The 16994-nt window shown below is 73.6% G+C and carries 16 protein-coding genes; 3 read left to right on the top strand and 13 right to left on the bottom strand.

Annotation, left to right across the window (positions count from 1 at the left end; all coding sequences use genetic code 11):
• The first annotated feature begins 167 nt into the window (after positions 1-167).
• Positions 168-1016, top strand: a complete 849-nt coding sequence (locus AB0F89_RS25680) for a hypothetical protein (RefSeq protein WP_367128149.1) — start codon at positions 168-170, stop codon at positions 1014-1016.
• On the opposite strand, the gene AB0F89_RS25685 is transcribed toward AB0F89_RS25680, so the two are convergent.
• The 6 genes from AB0F89_RS25685 to AB0F89_RS25710 form a co-directional block, all read right to left on the bottom strand.
• Positions 1013-1999 carry a protein phosphatase 2C domain-containing protein gene (locus AB0F89_RS25685; protein WP_367128150.1) on the bottom strand — a complete coding sequence of 329 codons (987 nt, stop codon included), beginning with the start codon at positions 1997-1999 and terminating at the stop codon, positions 1013-1015. The genes AB0F89_RS25680 and AB0F89_RS25685 overlap by 4 nt on opposite strands.
• Complete coding sequence (locus tag AB0F89_RS25690) at positions 1996-4320, bottom strand: tetratricopeptide repeat protein (RefSeq protein ID WP_367128151.1); 2325 nt, start codon at positions 4318-4320, stop codon at positions 1996-1998. Before AB0F89_RS25690 ends, AB0F89_RS25685 begins: the two co-directional genes overlap by 4 nt.
• 230 nt (positions 4321-4550) lie before the next feature.
• A complete protein-coding gene (locus tag AB0F89_RS25695; protein ID WP_367128152.1) occupies positions 4551-5516 on the bottom strand; it encodes a glutamate ABC transporter substrate-binding protein in 966 nt (321 codons plus the stop codon).
• Positions 5513-6796 carry a hypothetical protein gene (locus tag AB0F89_RS25700; protein ID WP_367128153.1) on the bottom strand — a complete coding sequence of 428 codons (1284 nt, stop codon included), beginning with the start codon at positions 6794-6796 and terminating at the stop codon, positions 5513-5515. The genes AB0F89_RS25695 and AB0F89_RS25700 overlap by 4 nt, the downstream gene beginning before the upstream one ends.
• A 152-nt stretch (positions 6797-6948) precedes the next feature.
• Complete coding sequence (locus AB0F89_RS25705) at positions 6949-7452, bottom strand: NADAR family protein (RefSeq protein ID WP_367128154.1); 504 nt, start codon at positions 7450-7452, stop codon at positions 6949-6951.
• A gap of 54 nt (positions 7453-7506) precedes the next feature.
• Positions 7507-8082, bottom strand: coding sequence for a pyridoxamine 5'-phosphate oxidase family protein (locus AB0F89_RS25710; RefSeq protein ID WP_367128155.1), 576 nt, complete (start codon positions 8080-8082; stop codon positions 7507-7509).
• A 306-nt stretch (positions 8083-8388) separates the two neighbouring features.
• Here AB0F89_RS25710 and AB0F89_RS25715 point away from each other — a divergent pair, with 306 nt between their 5' ends.
• Positions 8389-9432, top strand: coding sequence for a low specificity L-threonine aldolase (locus AB0F89_RS25715; protein ID WP_367128156.1), 1044 nt, complete (start codon positions 8389-8391; stop codon positions 9430-9432).
• Here AB0F89_RS25715 and AB0F89_RS25720 read toward each other — a convergent pair.
• The 3 genes from AB0F89_RS25720 to AB0F89_RS25730 form a co-directional block, all read right to left on the bottom strand.
• Positions 9413-10618 (bottom strand): RNA polymerase sigma factor, encoded by a 1206-nt coding sequence (locus AB0F89_RS25720; RefSeq protein ID WP_367128157.1) that lies wholly within the window; start codon positions 10616-10618, stop codon positions 9413-9415. The two genes, AB0F89_RS25715 and AB0F89_RS25720, sit on opposite strands and share 20 nt — an antisense overlap.
• 4 nt (positions 10619-10622) lie before the next feature.
• Positions 10623-10979: a YciI family protein gene (locus AB0F89_RS25725; protein ID WP_367128158.1), complete on the bottom strand. Its 357-nt coding sequence runs from the start codon at positions 10977-10979 to the stop codon at positions 10623-10625.
• 90 nt (positions 10980-11069) lie between these two features.
• Entirely contained in the window at positions 11070-11510 is a 441-nt protein-coding gene (locus AB0F89_RS25730; protein ID WP_367128159.1) for a MarR family winged helix-turn-helix transcriptional regulator, read from the bottom strand.
• A gap of 126 nt (positions 11511-11636) precedes the next feature.
• Here AB0F89_RS25730 and AB0F89_RS25735 point away from each other — a divergent pair, with 126 nt between their 5' ends.
• On the top strand, positions 11637-12200 hold the full coding sequence (locus AB0F89_RS25735; RefSeq protein WP_367128160.1) for a dihydrofolate reductase family protein: 564 nt from the start codon (positions 11637-11639) through the stop codon (positions 12198-12200).
• A 44-nt stretch (positions 12201-12244) separates the two neighbouring features.
• On the opposite strand, the gene AB0F89_RS25740 is transcribed toward AB0F89_RS25735, so the two are convergent.
• The 4 genes from AB0F89_RS25740 to rox form a co-directional block, all read right to left on the bottom strand.
• Positions 12245-13243: an RNA polymerase subunit sigma-70 gene (locus AB0F89_RS25740; protein ID WP_367128161.1), complete on the bottom strand. Its 999-nt coding sequence runs from the start codon at positions 13241-13243 to the stop codon at positions 12245-12247.
• 162 nt (positions 13244-13405) lie between these two features.
• On the bottom strand, positions 13406-13855 hold the full coding sequence (locus AB0F89_RS25745) for a GNAT family N-acetyltransferase (RefSeq protein ID WP_367128162.1): 450 nt from the start codon (positions 13853-13855) through the stop codon (positions 13406-13408).
• A gap of 69 nt (positions 13856-13924) precedes the next feature.
• A complete protein-coding gene (locus tag AB0F89_RS25750; protein ID WP_367128163.1) occupies positions 13925-15016 on the bottom strand; it encodes a hypothetical protein in 1092 nt (363 codons plus the stop codon).
• 497 nt (positions 15017-15513) lie between these two features.
• Positions 15514-16950: a rifampin monooxygenase gene (rox, locus tag AB0F89_RS25755; RefSeq protein ID WP_367128164.1), complete on the bottom strand. Its 1437-nt coding sequence runs from the start codon at positions 16948-16950 to the stop codon at positions 15514-15516.
• Positions 16951-16994 lie beyond the last annotated feature (44 nt).

The raw sequence follows: 16994 nt of genomic DNA on the forward strand, positions 1-16994 counted from the left end.
TGCGGCGGGCAAGTGCGTGTTCTTCTACGGACTGGTGGCGGTGAACGGGGTGAACTACGAGACCAGGTTCGGTCTGACCGGCAGCACCAGCGCCCCGGTCTGCTGGCTGCCGTAGCTCCCCCGACGGCCGGTGAAACGGATCACCCGGCCGCCCCGATAGGCCGGGGGTGAGCGCGGACTACTGCGACTGCGGCCAAGCGGCGACGGCCCGCTGCGTCCGCGACCGCACGACCACCTGCCACCGCCACCGCCGCCGCTACCCCGACCCGGTGGGCTGGTGGCTGGAGTGGGGCCTGATCGGCGCGCGACGCCTGGAGCGGTCCTCCGGGAACGCGTTGGAGGTGCGGACGGCGGCGGACGCGAAGGACCTGTCGCTGTGCCCGGACTGCTACGAGCACGTCCTCGCCGAGGCCGTCGCGGCACTGGCCGTCTCGCTGCGCGCCGCCGAGGGCGGCGCCCCCGACCGCGCGGCGGTCCGGTGCGCCCTCCTGGCCGCGTGGAGGGACAACGCCAACATGAGTCGCCCGGTCGGGCCCCGGGCCGTGGAGGCGGTGGCGGGCCGACGCCCGCCGTGGTTGGCCGATGGCCACGACCGGACGCTGGCGAACCTGTTCCTCCTCCTCGCCGGACAGCGCGGCGAGGAGGCGCCCCCGATCCGCGTGCGGCACCGAGGCGGGGCGACCCGCCGCACCTGGCTCGGCTCACGCCGGATCGAGCAGGTCACCACCCCGCTGCTGGAAACCCGCGGCTGGGCCTTCCCCTACCAGGACGCGGAACACGGTGACCGGGTGCTGTTCCTGGGCGAACGCGGCGCGGTCGTGCGCGACTTCACCCCTGAATGGCTCCCTGACGACGGCGTGATCACCCTCGGCGGCCCGCTCCAGGTCCGCCGCGAGGACGCCGTCGGCTTCCACCGCGCTGTCACCGGTCCCGCCAACGTCACCGCCGACCACGTCAACGTCACGTCCGAGCTGGTCAGGGGGATCGAGAGGATGCTGGGCGACAAGCGCACCTAGGCGACGCCCCGCAGCTGCACGACGACCACCGTGATGTTGTCGTGCCCACCGGCCCGCAACGCCACGTCGACCAGCTCCCGCGCCACCTCCACCGGCGGGACGCCGCGCGGCAGGACGGCCAGCAGGTCCTCCGGCTCGGGCACGTAGTTCCACAGGCCGTCGCTGCACAGCACCAGCAGCCCCGGCGTCTCCACCTTGAACGCCACCGTCTGCGGCGCCTCGATCCCCGAGTCCGCGCCCAACCACCGCGACAGCACGTGCGCCCGCCGGTCGGTCAGCGCCTCCTCCTCGGTCAGCACGCCCTCCGCGACCAGCTGCGCCGCCCACGTGTCGTCCGTGGTCAACCGCGCCGCGCCCGTCTCGCCCACCAGGTACGCGCGGCTGTCGCCGACCCAGCCCACCGTCGCCGAGCCGTCGTGCACCACCGCCGACACGAACGTGCAGGACGGCGCCACCTCGGCCGCCTCCGGCCGGGCCAGCCTGCCCACCGCGTCGTTCGCCGCCAGCACCGCGTCGGTGGTCAACGCCTCGGCGTCCATCCCGGACTGCAACCCCGTCAGCAGCACGTCCGCCGCCGTGTCCACCGCCAGCTGCGACGCCTGCTCGGCCCGCTCCGACGACGCCACCCCGTCGCACACCACGACCGCGACCCCACGACCCCGGACCCGGCCGAACGCCATCGAGTCCTCGTTGCGCTGCCGCCGCCTGCCCCGGTCGCTCACCCCGGCCACCCCGGGCAGCACGAACTCCACCCGGTCCCGCGCCGACGGCCGCGCCCGCCCGCACTGGTCGCAGCACCCGTCCGCGTCGAACTCCTCACCGCCGCACCCGCACATCGGCGGCCACTGCGCGCCCGGACCACCCACCGGTGTCCGCTGCACGCGCAGGTTGCGCCCGCACGCCTCGCAGAAGCGGTCCTTCGCCGACACCGGCGACGCGCACTCGGGACAGGATTCCATGTTCACCGACATTCTGGGCTTCACACCAACGTCCTGGGCCGGACCGCGTTCGCGCGGTCGACGAGAGCGATGCGCTCCTCCGGGGTGTCGGCCAACCGCGCCAGCAGCCGGTAGCAGCGCTCCAGCCCCAACCTCAGCCCCACCTCGTTCAACTCGCAGTCCAGCAGCTTCCCCGCGGGCGAGGACCCGGTGCCCGGCAACGACTCCAACGCCACGTCCAGCAACTCCACCGTCAACCCGGTCCGCCTCGCCACGTCCAACTCCAACCCGGACAGCCTCGCACCGGCCGCCACCACCTCCGCCAGCGCATCGGCCACACCCGTACCACCCGCGCAGTCGCGGGCCGCGCCGATCTGCGCGCGCACCGCCGCGACCTGCGCCGCGACGTGGTGCACCGACGTGTCCGGCACCGAGTGCAGCACGTCCACCGCGGCCTCCCGCTCACCCCGCGCCAGCAGCACCCGGGCCAACCCGAACGCCGCCGACACGAACGAGTGATCGGTGCGCCACACCACCTCGTACCCGGCCGCCGCCGCGACGTCGTCACCCGAGGACTCCGCGCACACCGCCACCGCCAGCTTCGGCGCCGCCTCGCCCGGCAGCGCGTCGCGCACCCGCTCGAACGCCGCCCGCGCCTGCTCCACCCGGCCGTCCACCAGCGCGGCCACGCCCCGGTACCAGCCGGGACGCCAGTCGTCCGGCGCGGGCGTGCGCGGGTCGTCCAGGTCGTCGTGGCCGAACGGCGAGGCCAGCGCGTCCAGCTCGACGACCGCCTCGGCCACCCGGCCCGCCTCCACCAGCGCCCGCACCACCTGCAGCCGCACCTCCACCGTCTGCACCGGCGCCACCCGCAACGCCGCCACCACCTGGTCCGGGTCACCGGTCGTCGCCGCGGTCGCCAGGAACCCGGCCGCCGCGTCGGAGGTGTCCACCTGCGGCACCGGCAGCCCGGTCGCCGCCGCCCGCGCGTCCAACCCGCCCTCCGCGCCGAACGCCCGCCGCTCCGGCGTGAACTGGTGCGACACACCCGGCCGCGGCACGCCGTCCTGCTGGGCCAGCACCTCGCGCAGCACGCCGGTCAGCTGCTCGGCCATCTCCTCCGCGGTGGCGAACCGCTGCTCCGGGTCCGGGTCGGTGGCCCGCAGCAGGAAGCGGTGCAGCGAGTCGTGCCGGCGCAGCAGCGGCTGCTCCTCCGGGCCGGGCAGCGAGTTCCGGTGCTCGCCGCGGAAGTCGAACCCGAAGCTCATCACCGCCAGCGCCCGGCCGACGGTGTACAGGTCGGAGGCCACCGACGGGCCGTCGGTGCCGATCTCCGGCGCCTGGTAGCCGATCGTGCCGTAGATGGGGGAGTGCCGGTCGCCGATGCGCCGCACCGCGCCCAGGTCGATCAGCTTCAACTGCTCCTCGGTCTGGATCACGTTGTCGGGTTTGAAGTCGCAGTACAGCAGACCGACGCCGTGCAGGTAGCCGAGGGCGGGCAGCACCTCCAGCGCGTAGGCGATCGCCTGCGGCACGGGCAGCGACCCGGTGCCCGTGCCGTCGGCCCGCAACTGCCGGATCATGTCCTTGACCGATGTGCCGCCGACGTACTCCATCACGATGTAGTCGACCAGCTCGCCGCTGACCCGGTCCGCGTGCCGGACGAAGTTGTGGATCTTGACGATGGTCGGGTGCTCCACCTCGGCCAGGAACCGCCGCTCCGCCATCGCCGCGGCCATCGCGTCCGCGTCACCGGAGTCCAGCAGGCCCTTCAGCACCACCCACCGGTCGCTGACCGCGTGGTCGGCGGCCAGGTAGATCCAGCCGAGCCCGCCGTGGGCCAGGCAGCCCAGCACCTCGTACTGGTCGTGCAGCACCTCGCCGGGCGCGAGCTTCGGCGTGAACGAGTAGTGGTGGCCGCAGTGCGCGCAGAAGCCCTCCACCCGGCCGGGCACGCCGTCCCGGCTGCGGCCGACCTCCTTGCCGCAGCTGGAGCAGAACCGCTTCGCCTCCGGCACCTCCGGATCGGTCAGCACGGCCGCCTTGGGGTCCCGGTACGGCACCCGCGGCACCTCCACCAGGCCCGCGCCCAACCGACCGCGCCCCGACGACCGGGTCGGCGCCGACGCCCGCCGCGACCGCCCGGCCGAGGACGCGGCGACCGACCAGGGCGCCGTGCCGGGCCCGCTGCCCCGCCCGGTCGCGGGACCGGTCAGCGGTCCGCTGTACGCGCCGGTGGCCCGCCCGCTGTCGACACCGGGCCCTCGGTACTCACCGGTCGCAGGGCCGCTGTCGGCGTCAGGCTCGCCGTCAGAGCTGGTCGCGGAGCCGCTGCCCGCGTCAGGCCCGTAATACGCGCTGGTCACGAGGCCGCTGTCGGCTTCAGGTCCGGAGTACTCACCGGTCGCGAGGCCGCTGTCGGCGTCAGGGTCCCCGTGCGCGTCCGTGCTCATCGCGCCCCCGTCCCGCCCGACCCCACGCCCCACCGCCGCGCCCGCCCCCTCCGCACCCGACTCACCCACACCCGATTCCGCCACATCGGGAAAACGTCCCGGCCGCCCCCTGAGTGCCCCGCCCCCTTCACCGCCGACCACGGTCAGTCCCGGTACACGGCGACCGGAGGAGCCGGCGGACCGCCGAGCCACCGCTGGTGCAGCCGCGCCCACGTGCCGTCCGCCCGCAGCCGCTCCAGCAGGGCGTTGACGAACCGCACGAAGTCCTCATCCGCCTTCGGGAACGCCATCCCGTACGGCTCGGCGGTGAACTGCGGCCCCACCACCTTCGTGTAGGGGTCCTGCGCGGCGAACCCGGCCAGGATCGTGTCGTCGGTCGAGATCGCGTCGACCTGCCCCTGCTGGAGCATCACCAGGCAGTCCGTCCAGTTCGGCACCGACACCGGCACCGGCCGCACGGGCGCGGCGGCGACGTTGGCCAGCGAGCTGGAGCCCTTCGTCGCGCACACCCGCTTGCCGCCGAGCGAGTCGATGCCGGTCGCCTCGGAGCTCGACGGCACCATCACCCGCTGCCCGGCCTGCAGGTACACCGACGAGAAGTTCACCCGCTGCCACCGGTCGCAGGTCACCGTCATCGTGCGCACCACGATGTCGACCGCGCGGTCCTCCAGCGCCGGGATGCGCTGCTCGGAGGTCAGCACCTTGAACTGGATCGCGGTCGGGTCGCCGAAGACGGCCCGCGCGACCTCCCGCGCCAGGTCGACGTCGAAGCCCTCCAGCTCGCCGGAGAACGGGTTGCGGAACCCCATCAGGTACGTGTTCTGGTCCACGCCCGCGATCAGCCGGCCCTGCGCCCGGATCCGCGCCATGGTCGACCCGGCGGGCAGCTGCGCCGGGTCGGGCAGCGGACCGGTCGGGCGCAGGCTCGCCGTCGGGTCGCACGACGCCGGCGGCACGGCGGCCGGGCTGGGCGGCTCGGTCAGCTCCACCGCCTCCGCCGGGCGCGGCGGCACCGGCGAACCGCCGCCGATCGGCGGCGCCCCGCTGGGCACGGGCGCGCACGCCGCCAGCAGCACCGCCAGGACCGTCACCACCGGTAGCCGCCTCACAGGTACTCCTTCAGCCGCTGCCACAGCCCGAGCGTGGAGGCCACCGCCGCCAGCAGCGCCAGCACCACCACCGCGGACTCGGCCCCGCCCAGCCCGGCCCGCGCCCGCCCGATCGCGTCGGTCAGCTCGGCCCGCGCCGCGTCGATGGCCTCCACCAGGTCCGAGTCCAGCGCGTCGAACGCCGTGGCCGCACCGGCCGCGTCCTGCCCCAGGGCCAGCGCCACCGCCGACGTGTGGTCGCCGTCCTCGTCGGCGGCGCGGACCTCGCGGTGCGCCTGCTGCCACTGCGCGTGGTGCTCGACCGCCTCGACCACCGCCGGCGTGCCGTTCAGCGCCCGCACCCGGCCCAGCAGGTCCTCCAGCACCCCGTCGGCCTCGACGTACTCCCGGTCGTAGTCCTCGCCGCTGCCCCGCGCCACCAGCGTCAGCGTCTCGCCGCCGCGCGCGGTCAACGTCGCGATCCTGGCCCGGGCCAGCAGGTCGACCACCGTCGCGCGGTCCTTGCTGGCGGAGGCGTTGACGACGACCACCACGCTCGCCACCAGCACCCACAGCAGCGAGACCGCGGTCAACGCGGTCGCCACCACCAGACCGGGGTTGAGCAGCCGGTTCGTCCGGCGGGTCAGGTACCGCTGGGCGAGCACCAGCACCACCAGCGCGAGCACGCCGAGCAGGACCTCCAGCCACGGCAGCGACCCGGCGTCCTCCAGGTCGCGCACCACCTTGCCGGTCTCCACCCCGTACAGCTCGCGCGCGGCGGGCAGCATCCGCTCCCGCATCAACGCCGACGCCTCGCGCAGGTACGCCGCGCCCACCGGGTTGCCCTGCCGGTTGTGCGCGCGTGCCGTCTCGACCAGGCCCGTGTACACCGGCAGCTGGCCCGACAGCGTCGACAGCGCCTCGGCCAGCTCGGGTGAGCGGGTCAGCTCGCTCGTCGCCGCCGACAACGCCGCTGCGGCCTTGGCCACGTCCGCCTCGTACCGGCTGCGCAGCCTCGACGACTCCACCCCGCCGGACAGGAACGCGCTGGCGGCGGTGGCGTCCGCGTCGGCCATCGCCCGGTAGACCTCCTGGGCGGCGAACGCCAGCGGCTCGCTGCGGTCGGCCAACGCCTCCAGCGCGGCCGTCCGGCGCTGCACGGCGGTCGCGGTCAGCGCGCCGACCAGCAGGCCGACCACGATCAGCACCAGCGCGAGCAGGCTCAACCGGCCGGGCGTGCTGTGGGCAAGGCCGGTCACCCGGCGCAGGGCGCCGCCGTTCCGCCGGGCCTCGACCAGCACGACCGCCCCCTTCCCGAGGTGATCGGCGCCACACGCCACTCGGGACAGCGTAGATCGAAGTCCGGCCGACCGGGTCGTGATCGTCGCCGCCCGGCGCGCCGGTGGCAGCCGTTCGGGTGACCGCTCACCCGCTCCTCTGCGCGGCCGGCCGCTCAGCCCCGCCCGAGCCGGTCCCGCGCCTGCATCAGCGCCTGGCCGAGCAGGTTCAGGCCCCGCCAGGTGGCCGGGTCCGCGGCGCGCGGGTCGTCGGCGGCCAGCCCGATGCCCCAGATCCGGTCCATCGGGCTGGCCTCGACCAGCACCCGGTCGCCGGTGCCCAGCAGGAACCCGCGCAGGTCGTCACGCGCGCCGAACTTCGCCACGTTCCCGCGCACCACGAGGTCCAGCCGGTTGGCCACCCACGTGTCCTCGTCGAACCCGCGCACCTGGCGGCCCAACGTCCGCGCCTCGCGCGGCGTGGTCGCGGCGAGCACCGCCGCGGCGGTCTCGTCGTCGCCGAACAGCACCGCCTTGCCGTGCATCATGAAGTGCTCGGCCGTCCGGAAGGTGCGGCCGTCCACCGCGAACGACCCCTCCCACCACTGGCTCAGGCACTCCTCGCCGATCGGCGCGCCGGGCCGGGCGTCGGGCCTCCAGAAGAACAGGTACTCGGTCATGGGCGCGAACGGTGTCACACGACCCCGCCGCCGCACGACACCGTTTCCGCGGCGCTAGCGCGGCGGCAGGGGCAGCGGGATGGAGGGCAACCCGTCCATGCTGACCGCGTTGAACTCCTTCTTCTCGCAGTACGCGGCGAACTCCTCGTCCGTCTTGCGGCCGAAGTACTCCGCGTGCAGCCCCCGCTCCTCGCGGTAGTCCATGAACGGCACGGCGAACCCGCAGGTGTCGCTGATCAGCTTCGCGGTCACCACCACGACCGCGCGCAGCGCGGGACCGTCCGCGTCGCCGAACCCGGCCACCAGCTCGGCGAACCTCGGGTCGTCGCGGAACACCGGCTCGCCCGTGCCGTGCACCCGCACGATGTTCGGCGGACCGTCGAACGCGCACCACATGAGCGTGATCCGGCCGTTCTCCCGCAGGTGGGCGATGGTCTCGGCGTGGCTGCCGCCGAAGTCCAGGTACGCCACCCGCTGCTCGTCCAGCACCCGCCACGTGCCCTTGCGGCCCTTGGGCGAGAGGTTCACGTGCCCGTCCGCCGACAGCGGCGCGGTCGCCGTGAAGAACACCGGCTGGTCCTCGATGAACTCGCGCAGGCGGCCGTCGATCCGCTCGTAGGTCTTCCCCATGCCGCCAGTATCGCCGCACGTGAGCCGTCCACGGCTTCCGACCGGCTCCCGGGCGTGGCCAGTCTCCCAGCTCATGGGACGTGGCACCGGGGCAGGCCGGCTCGTCCGGGCGGCGCCGGTCGATGGACGACCCCTCGGCGCTGTGCCGCGCACTCGACTTCTCGCCCCTGGTGGGTGACACGGGCGGCGGCGGGGGAGCGGCTGTCCGGTGGGTGAGACCGGCGGTCCTCGCCGATCGGGCGGTCGGTGTTCGTGGCCGGCGGAACCCCGTTGCCCCTCGCGGCGCAGTGGCACCAGACTCCGGCCATGACCCCCGAGATCCGCCGCTCCCTGGTCCAGCACTCGCGGTTGCGCCAGGACCCGAACGCGGTGCTGCGCCGCGTGCTCGACCGCGTCCCGCCCGGCACCCCGCCGGACGAGCCGGTCCGGGAGCTGGAGCGGCGGATCGCCGACCTGCTCGGCAAGCCGGCGGCGTTGTTCTTCCCGACCGGCACGATGGCCCAGCAGACCGCGCTGCGGGTGCACGCCGAGCGCACCGGCCGCCGCACGTTCGCCGCCCACCCGCAGTGCCACCTCGCGGTGTGGGAGGACGAGGGCCACCACGCGGTGCACGGCCTGCGCCTGAAAGCCGTCGGCGACCGCCACGACCTGATCTCGCTGGACGACCTGGCCGAGGTCCGCGAGCCGATCGCCGCCCTGCTGCTGGAACTGCCGCAGCGCGAGATCGGCGGCCTCCTGCCCACCTGGGACGACCTGGTCGCGCAGACGGGGTGGGCCCGGGAGCGCGGCGCGGCGGCGCACATGGACGGCGCCCGGCTGTGGGAGGCGCAGACCTGCTACGAACGGCCGTTCGCCGAGATCGCGGGCCTGTTCGACACCGTCTACGTGTCCCTCTACAAGGGCCTCGAAGGCGTGCGCGGCGCGGTCCTGGCGGGCGACCGGGAGACGATCGACGCCGCGTCGGTGTGGCGGCGCAGGCTCGGCGGCGCCACCCCGGACTCGTGGCCGGCCGCCGTCACCGCCCTGATGGGACTGGACGAGGTGCTGCCGAGGATGGCCGAGTTCCGCGACCACGCCCGCGCCATCGCCGCCGCGATCAACGCCGACGGCTACGCCCGCACCCGCCCCGAGGTGCCGCAGACGCCGCTGTTCCACGTCCACCTGCCCGCGTCGAAGGACGCCGTCGCCGCCGCGGCGAAGCGGATCCTGGAGGAGACCGGCGTCGAGCTGCCGCAGCGGCCCAGGTCGTCGCCGGACCCGGCGCGGTGCAGCATCGAGCTGACCATCGGCGTGGTGTCGCTGGAGTTCACCCCGCAGGAGGTGGCCGACCTCATCCGCCGACTGCGGTGAGCCGGTCGCGCAGCAGGTCGCGCTCGGCGTCGTTGCCGGCCAGGTCCAGTGCCCGCCGGTAGTCCGCGGCCGCCTCCGCGTCCCGGCCCAGCCGGTGCAGCAGGTCGGCGCGCACGGCGTGCAGCAGGTGGTAGCGCGCCATCGAACCGCCCGACGCCAGCGCGTCGACCAGCGCCAACGCCGCCTCCGGACCTTCGACCTCGGCCACCGCGACGGCCCGGTTCAACGCGACCACCGGGCTCGGCGTCAACGCCAGCAGGTGGTCGTACAGCAGCACGACCTGCCGCCAGTCGGTGGGCGGCGGGTCGCTGTGCACCGCGTTGATCGCCGCCTGCACCTGGTACGGGCCGGGCCGGCCGCGGCGCAGGCACCACCGCACCAGCTCCCGGCCCTCGGCCACCAGCGCCCGGTCCCAGCGCGAGCGGTCCTGCTCGGCCAGCCGCACCAGCCCGCCGTCCGGGCCGGTGCGAGCCGGGCCGCGGGCGTGCAGCAGCAGCATCAGCGCCAGCAGCCCGACGACCTCCGGCTCGTCGGGCACCAGCTCGACCAGCACCCGGCCGAGGCGCACCGCCTCCGCGCACAGGTCCGCGCGCACCAACGCGCCCGAGCTGGCCGAGTAACCCTCGTTGAACACCAGGTAGACCACGGCGAGCACGGCGCGCAGCCGGTCGGGCAGCTCGGCCTCGGCGGGCACCCGGTAGGGGATGCGCGCGTCCCGGATCTTCGCCTTGGCCCGCACCAGCCGCTGCGCCATCGTCGCTTCGGGCACCAGGAACGCCCGCGCGATCTCCGCCGTGGACAGCCCGCCCAGCAGCCGCAGCGTCAACGCCACCCGGGCCGCCGGGTTCAGCGCCGGGTGGCAGCAGGTGAAGATCAACCGCAGCCGGTCGTCGCCCACCGCGTCCACCTCCACCCGCTCCCCGTGGGCGTGCAGCAGCGCGGACTGCGCCTGCCGGTCGTCGCGCTTGGCCTCCCGGCGCAGCCGGTCGACCGCCCGGTTGCGGGCCGTGGTGATGATCCAGCCCGCCGGGCTCGGCGGCACGCCGCTGCCCGGCCAGCGCCGCGCGGCCTCGGCGAACGCGTCCTGGACCGCCTCCTCGGCGATGTCGATGTCGCCGAAGACGCGGACCAGGACGGCCACCGACCGGCCGTACTCGGCCCGGAAGACCTGTTCGACCGCGGTCACGCCGTCAGCCCGCGAACTCCTGGAACGGCCGCACCTCCACCGGCAGCGTGCACGCCACGCTCAGCCGGCGGCCCCACTCCAGCGCGGCGTCCAGGTCCGGCACGTCGATGATGTTGAACCCGCCGATGTACTCCTTGCTCTCGGTGAACGGGCCGTCGGTCACGACCAGCTCGCCGTCCTCCCGCGGCCGCAGCGTGGTCGCCGTCTCCGGGGCGTGCAGCCCGCCGGCGAACACCCACACGCCCGCCTCGCGCATGTCGGCGTCCACCGCCTGCACGTCCTTCATGATCCGCTCCAGCACCTCCTGGTCGGGGATGCCGTAGCCGGCGGGCTCGATCACGCTGATCAGGTACTGGGTCATCTCGTGCTCCTCGGGTCGGGGGTTTCCGCACCACCTACACGAACGGCCGGCCACCACATCGACACGACGCCGGAAGAAATTTCGAACCGCTCACCCGTGGTGCTCCAGGACGGCGGTCAACAGCCGCGCCAACTCCTCCCGCTCGGCCGTCGACAGCGGCTCCAGCAGCGCTTCCTGGGCCTGCCCCAGCACCCGGTCCAGGTGCCGCAGGTGGGCCAGCCCCGCCGGGGTGGCGGTCACGGTGTTGCGCCGCTTGTCGCCGGGGTCGGGCCTGCGCTCCACGAACCCCTTGTCGGCCAGCTCGTTGACGGTCGCCACCACGTCGCTGCGGTCCACTCCGCCCCGCCGCCCGAGGTCCGCCTGGCTGGCCGGGCCGAACTCGTCCAGGGCGGCCAGCAACGAGTAGTGGTACCGCCGCGCGTCGGCCGTGCCCAACGCCTCCGACACGAGCCGGTGCGCGTGGGTCGTGGTCTGACCGAGCAACCAGCTCACCGTGCCGCGCAGCCGCTGGGGCGCGCCCGAGGTCTCCATGCGACCGCAGTCTACCCACTTGTTGGTTCCCCCAACGATTGGAGTGACCGCTGTGCCGGAAGACCGATCAGTTTCCGCGCCGCGCCCGTCTGTACGTGTGGAACCAACTCACGGAAGGCCGGCACGATGCGAAAATTGATCTTCGGCATGAACGTGTCCCTGGACGGCTACACCGCCGCGCCCGGCGATGACATCGGCTGGAGCACGCCGAGCGACGAGCTGTTCCAGTGGTGGCTCGACCGGGAGCGGGAGATCGGCCTGTCGCTGTACGGGCGCAAGCTGTGGGAGACGATGAGCTCCCACTGGCCGACCGGCGACCAGCGGCCCGGCGCCACCCCGGCGGAGGTCGAGTTCGCGCGGAACTGGCGGGACACGCCGAAGGTCGTGTTCTCCTCGACCGTCGACCGGGTCGACTGGAACACCCGCCTGGTCACCGGCGACCCGATCGCCGAGATCACCCGGCTCAAGGCCGGGGACGGCGCCCCGATGGGCATCGGCGGCGCGACGCTCGCCGGGGCGGCCGCGCGGGCCGGGCTGGTCGACGAGTACCAGCTGGCGACCCACCCCGTCCTGGTCGGCGGCGGCACGCCGTTCTTCACCGCGCTGGACAACCGGGTGGACCTGGACCTCGTGGAGGCGCGGACGCTCCCCGGCGGCGTGGTGCTGACCCGGTACGAGACGAGGCGCTGACCGCGGCCGTGCGCTGGACTCGTGGACGCTCGGGACACGGGCGATCACAGCGTCGGGGGCAGGTCCAGCCACGGCTTGTCGGTGGCGTCGAACCCGGTGAGCTCGGCGATCCTCCCGTTGACGACGTGCAGCACCGCGATGGCGAACAGCCGGTGCTGCGGGTCGTCGGGGGTGCGGAGGTACAGCGCGGCGGCGGGCATCAGGTTGACCGTCGTGGTGATGCCGCGCCAGTCGTCGTGACCGCGCTGGAAGAGGCCGCCGGAGACCCAGCCGTCCACCGCGTCCTGGGCCGTCGTGGTCACGGTCCCCGGATCGGGCAGCATCGCGAAGCGCAGGTCGTCACGCAGCAGGGAGGTCAGCCCGTCGAGGTCGTTGCGCTCGTGGGCGTCGATGTACGACCTCACCGCGCCGCGCTCGGCATCCGACAGCTCGTGGGTGGCAGGGCTCCTCCAGTCGAGGCGGCGGCCGGGCAGCCGCTCGCGCACGGTCACGCGCGCCCGCTGCAGTGCGCTGGTCACCGACGCGGTGGTCAGGTCGAGGGTGTCGGCGGCCTTCGACGCGGGCCAGCCGAGGACGTCGCGCAGGATGAACACCGCCCGCTGCCGCGGCGGCAGGTGCTGCACGGCGACGATGAACGCCAGCTCGATCGTCTCCCGCGCCACCACCGACTCCTGCGGGTCCTCGGGCAGCATCCGGTCGGGGTACGGCTGCAGGTGCGGCACCTCCGAGGCCACGTCCGGCAGCTCGGGTGCGCGGCGGTTGCGCTTCTCCAGGAAGTCGAGGCAGGCGTTCGTCGCGATCCGGTACAGCCAGGTCCGCAGCGCGGCGTGTCCCCTGAACGACTCCCGCTTGTCCCACGCCCGCAGGAACGTCTCCTGCGTCAGGTCCTGGGCGTCCTCGTAGTTCGCGAGCATCCGGTAGCAGTGCACCTGCAGCTCACGCCGGTAGCGCTCCGTGAGGAGCGCGAACCGCGCCGTGTCGCCTGAGCGGACCGCCGAGACGAACGGGGAACCGTCCCCACCCGGCAGCCTGTCGTCGGTCATGGTCATCAATCCTTCCACCGGTGCGAGGCGTCACCAGGACCGACGACGCGGCGGAGGACTTCTGATCGGTGACGCCGCTGACACCGGAGCCGGGGGTCTCAGGCGTGACCGCCGATGGTGACCTCGTCGATGGTCAGCTCCGGCCGTCCCTCCAGGAACTCCCTAGATCAGACCGGGGTGGCCGAACTGCGCGATCCGCAGCCCGCCCTCCACCACCACCGTGTCGACCAGCCGGAACCCCAGGCCCTCGTACAACTCGATGGCGGGCGCGTTCGCCGCACCCGTCGACACGATCGCCGGACCGCCCTCCGCCATCACCTGCTCCACCAACCGCCGCGCGAACCCGAGCCGGAAGTGGCTCGGCGCGACGCCGAGCCGGTCGATGTCCAGCACGCCGTCGACCTTCGCGAAGCCGACGAACGCCACCAGCTCGTTGTCGACGTACCCGCCGAGCCACCGCAGCGGCAGCAGCCTGATGTCGTCGACGGACTCGTGCAGCGCCGGGATGGCCGTGCTGCCGATCATCTCCGCCTCCACCGCGTAGGACTGCAACGCGATCCGGCGCACCGCCTCCACCGTCACGTCGTCGGTGAGGTCCAAGGGAACGATCATGCGGCCACCCTTTCCACGATGGAACCGCCGGTTACCCCGCGGGAATCACCATGGAACACGACGGATGTCTCAGCTGGGGTGCTCGGTGTCGGGGCGGCTCGTCGCCAACGCTGCCACGGTGTGGAGGACCGCTGCGGCGGCCTGCGGATCGTCGGGGATCTCGGCGCGGCTCGCGTCGGCGATGCGGGTCAGGAGTCCTCGCAGTGCGCGCGCGTCGCGGTCGAGCCGGTCGGCGCGCTCGGTCTTCGCGCCCAGCTGCCGGTCGAGTTCGGCGATGCGCCCGTCCAGCTGCGCCCGGACGGCGGCGGTCTCGTCGCGGGCGGCGGTGAGGGCGCGTTCGGTGTCGGCGGTGATCCGGTCGACGCGCTCGGTCGCGTCGCGGCGGGCTAGCTCGACGTCGTGGGCCGCCTTCTGCGCGGCCCGTTCGGCTTCGGCCCGGTACTGGTCGGCGTGCTCCTGGGCGGCGGCGAGTCGGCCTCGGAGGGTCGCGGCGGTTTCGCGTGCCTCGGCGGCGGCGGTGTCGGCGCGCTGCACGCGGGCGTCGGCGGCGGTGACAGCGGCGGCGATCGCGGTCTCGGCACGCGTGGCGGCCTGCTCGGCTTCCCTCGCGGCGGCGTCGCGTTCGGCGGTCAGCCGTTGCTGGGCCAGGAGCGCGGCCTGCTGTTCGCGTTCGGCTCGCTCCTGGGCACGCGCGGCCTGGTCACGTTCGGCGCGGGCCTTCCGGGCCTGGCGCAAGGCTTCATCCCGCGCCGCCTCGGCCGCTTCTCGCGCGGCAACCGCCCGGTCACGTTCATCGACCGCCTCCGCGGCAGCGCGCTCAGCAGCTTCCACTCGATCCAGCAGCTCATCGCGCAGGGCGCCGATCAGCTCCCGCCCGGTCTGCAACGTCTCGGCGAGGTCCTGAACCGGCTCCCACACGTCGTCCAACTGCCCGGCGATGTCCAACACGGTCTGCCGCAACGCCGCCGCACCACCCGTGGCCTCCACCGCCCGCGCCGCGACCCGCTCCGCCCGCGCCCGGGCCTGGCAGTCGCGGACATCGGCGGGGCAGTAGCGGGGCGGCCTGCCGGTCGGTCGCCGCGCGACCACCGGCCGACCGCAGTAGGCGCACTTCCTGCTCCGCGCCGCGTCCCCGACCTGCACTTCGACCTCTGTTGTCACCGGTTCAGCGTAGCAGGGTTTCCGTTTACAGAAATCAGTATCATACGAGAGTTATCGACTCCAGAAACTTGATGGCTGAACTTACCGAGATAACTGGCCTTATGTCGGAAAGTTGATCCTAGGGTCGGACACTGGGCCGAACGGGCGTATGAGGCTCGCGAAAAACTAGAGTGTCGTCACCGTGACGAAACTCGGTGCTGTGACGGGATGGCCGGGAACGTCACTCTTCCGGCGGGCGAACCCTCGCCACGAGCGCATAGCGGTGCGGGCGGCGGGTAGGTCCGGGGCGGATCGCCACATCGTCACGGAGTTCGGAGCAGCGCGATGACCGACGTTATTGACTCCAAACTGGCGCGCCGGTTCGACGCCTTGGACGCGAACGACGACGGCATGATCGGCAAGGAGGAGTTCGTGAAGTTCCTGCGCGAGAACCAGCGGTGCGGCCGGGCGTCGAGGTGCGCGATCCCCTCGGCGCCCGGCCGGGCGTCACACGCCGCTCAGCCGGTGGCGGAGCCGAACCATCGCGGCAGTGAGGTGAGCAGGGCCTGCTGGTCCTCGCCGACCCACGCCACGTGACCGTCCGGGCGCAGCAGCACGGCGGGGACGTCCAGGTCCTCGTCGGCGGCGATGACGTCCACGACGTGGTCGACCCGGTCCTCCCAACCCGCAACCGACAGCCGACCGCCCTGGTCGAGCAGCAGGCCGCGACCGCCGTGCATCAGCCCGTAGAGCCGGCCCCGCCCGAGCGCCACGTCCCGCAGCCGCCGACCGACCAGCTCGTGCCCGCCGCCGAAGTCGTAACGGATCCCGATCCCGGTCACCTTTTCGATCAGGTAGTGGTTCACCTCCTCGAAGTCCAGCAGCTCCGAGAACAGCCGGCGCACCGCCTGAGGTCCCGGTTCGACGGAGGTCAGCTCGGCCTGCGCGCGGGTGAGGTCCAGGACGTCGGCGGCCACCGGGCGCCGTTCGGTCTGGTAGCTGTCCAGCAGGCCCTCCGGAGCCCAGCCGCGGACCTCGGCGGCGAGCTTCCAGCCCAGGTTGAACGCGTCCTGGACACCGAGGTTGAGGCCCTGGCCGCCCATCGGCGGGTGGATGTGCGCCGCGTCGCCCGCCAGCAGCACCCGGCCGCTCCGGTAGCGCTCGGCCAGCCGGGTGGCGTCGGTGAAGCGGGACAGCCAGCGCGGCGAGCGCATGCCGAAGTCGGTGCCGGCGAGCTTGCGCACCTGCTGCTTCAGCTCGTCCAGGGTCGGCGGCGCGGTGCGGTCCTCGACCACGTGCTCGGCGGGTGCGACGGCGCGGTAGAGGCCGCCCCCGATCGGGCCGACGCCGAACGCCCGGTGCGTCTTGCGGACCTCCGCCACCACGGCTTCCACCTCCTCCTGCGGCGCGTCGACCTCCAGCTCCCCGAGCAGCCACTCGTTGGCGGCCGGTTCGCCGGGGAAGTCGATGCCGAGCAGCTTGCGCACCGCGCTGCGGCCGCCGTCGCAGCCGACGAGGTAGCGCGAGCGCAACCGCGTGCCGTCGGCCAGGTCGACGGTCACCCCGTCGTCGTCCTGGCTCACCCCGACCAGTTCGCAGCCGCGCCGGATCTCGGCGCCCAGTTCGACGGCGTGCTCGGTCAGCAGGCGGTCGGTGGTGGTCTGGGGAATCCCGAGCAGGTACCGGTGCGCGGTGTCCAACCGTTCCGGCGACGGGGTGAGGATTCCGGCGAAAGAACCGCGCAGCGGGTATTGCGCGCCCTGGGCGAGGAACCGGTCCAGCAGGCCGCGCTGGTCCATCACCTCGATGCTGCGCGCGTGCAACCCGAGCGAGCGGACGATGCCGGTCGGCTCCTCGTCCTTCTCCACCACGAGCACCCGCACGCCGTGCAGCCGCAGCTCAGCGGCCAGCATCACACCGGTCGGCCCGCCGCCGGCCACGATCACGTCGATCACGAAGAATTCCCCCGTTCGAATGACTGCAGTGAAAACGCGAAACG

It is taken from the genome of Saccharothrix sp. HUAS TT1, from assembly GCF_040744945.1.
In the GTDB taxonomy this organism is placed as follows: Bacteria; Actinomycetota; Actinomycetes; order Mycobacteriales; family Pseudonocardiaceae; genus Actinosynnema.